This window comes from Mesorhizobium sp. M7A.F.Ca.US.005.03.2.1 (genome assembly GCF_003997795.1).
Lineage (GTDB): Bacteria > Pseudomonadota > Alphaproteobacteria > Rhizobiales > Rhizobiaceae > Mesorhizobium > Mesorhizobium ciceri.
Genome location: NZ_RZRP01001145.1, coordinates 1 through 1,546, shown reverse-complemented (window position 1 = coordinate 1,546; position 1,546 = coordinate 1). Strand labels below are relative to the sequence as shown.

Below are 1,546 nucleotides of genomic sequence, written 5' to 3'. Positions count from 1 at the left end.
GAACTGTCTGCCGTAATCAACGGATATATCAGGCAGAAGGAATACGAGGCGGCTTACCGGCTGTTCCTGTTCAGTCTGTCCGATCAGGAGCGGACACTGGCCGGATACATTTTCAACGGCGGCTTTGAACAGATCCTCAGCGGCAAGCCATTCGACTGGCAGGTTCGCGACCGCTCCGGTCTGGAAATTACCTTTGCCGGGGCGCGCGATGTCGGCGAAGGCGATAGCGGAGCGACTGTCCGATTCCTGAATACGCCGGTGAAGAACGCCGCGCTCCAGCAATATGTCGAACTGCCTCCCGGCTCCTACAGGATTTCCCTGATCGCCTCCGCGAGAAACCTGAAGCTGCCCAAGCAGCTGTTCTGGTCCATCAGATGCGCGGATCCGGCGGGCGAAATAGCTCGGTTCGACATTCCGGAAGGCACGTTCAATCGGCGGGAGTTGAGCCTGGATTTCGCGATCGGACCAAGCGCGTGTCCCATGCAATTGTTGCGGCTGGAAACAGCTGCCATCGCTGAGAGTTGGCGATTTCGGTACGTTGGCACGTTGGTCATGCACAAATTGAGCATCGAAAGAGTTTCATCTTGAGAGAGCGGTCAACCCGGTCCACGGAATGGGAAAAATATCTGCTTGGGTCGGTTCTCTTCCTGTCGGTGCTGATTGGCGGCGGCACCGCGAGCGGTCTCTACACCGAAGCGCTGATCGAGGTGGCGGCGATCGTCTCGGCCGCGGCCGTCTTTTCAAGGCCGTCGGAACGCGGCATCCCTCGCTCGGCCCTGTGGTTGCTTGCTCTGGGCCTTGCCGTGTTCTGTTTTCAAATCGTGCCGCTGCCCGCCGCCCTGTTGAGCGGATTGCGGCCTGAGGTTCTACTTGCAAATCCGTGGCTGAGCGGTGAAACCGGGCTGCGTTTCGTCAGTGTCGGCGTGGGACGTACGATCGAGTGTCTGTTGTATTTCGTGGCGATGGCTGCATTCTTTCTGAGCGTCACCCGCTTGCGCCCAGATCAGGTCTACGGCCTTCTGCCCTTCTTTTTCATGGGTGTCATCTGTAACGGACTGGCTGCGGCGATCCAGTATTCGCTCTCCGATACGGTTGCCATACAGGGTTTGTTGCCGTTCACGATCAATGCGGGACTGTTTGCCAACCAGAACCATTTTTCGGCTCTGCTCTTCGTCTCCATTCCCTTCGTTGTCTACTACGGCCTGTTTCGCGGGCACCTTCTGTCCGGGTCGCTCGGCTTGATAACGCTGCTGCTGTTGCTTCTGGCCGCCGGTTCGCGCGCCGGTATTCTGATAGGGCTGGCGATCACCATGGTATCAGTCCTCTTTCTGTCCGCGCGCTCGAGGCTGGGCGGGTATGGAATACCCGCTGTCTTCATCGGGCTTTCGCTCTACACGATCGGGGCGTGGACGAAGATCGATGCGGAAGTGGTTGACCCGGCCTTTGGACGGGCCGAATTTGCCCGCACGACGATCGCGGGAATTGAAGAGAACTGGGCGACGGGCGTCGGCTTTGGGAGTTTTCCGAAGGTCTATCAGATTTACGA

General features: G+C 58.4%; 1 protein-coding gene and 1 pseudogene. Both read left to right on the top strand.

Going from position 1 to position 1,546, the window contains the following annotated elements; all coding sequences use genetic code 11:
* Positions 1-588 (top strand): annotated as a pseudogene (locus tag EN991_RS35605) (hypothetical protein); the annotation flags it as partial.
* Positions 522-1,546, top strand: a 1,025-nt coding sequence (locus EN991_RS35600) for an O-antigen ligase domain-containing protein (RefSeq protein ID WP_245461170.1), incomplete at its 3' end; no start/stop codon positions are given. The pseudogene EN991_RS35605 and the gene EN991_RS35600, both read left to right, overlap by 67 nt.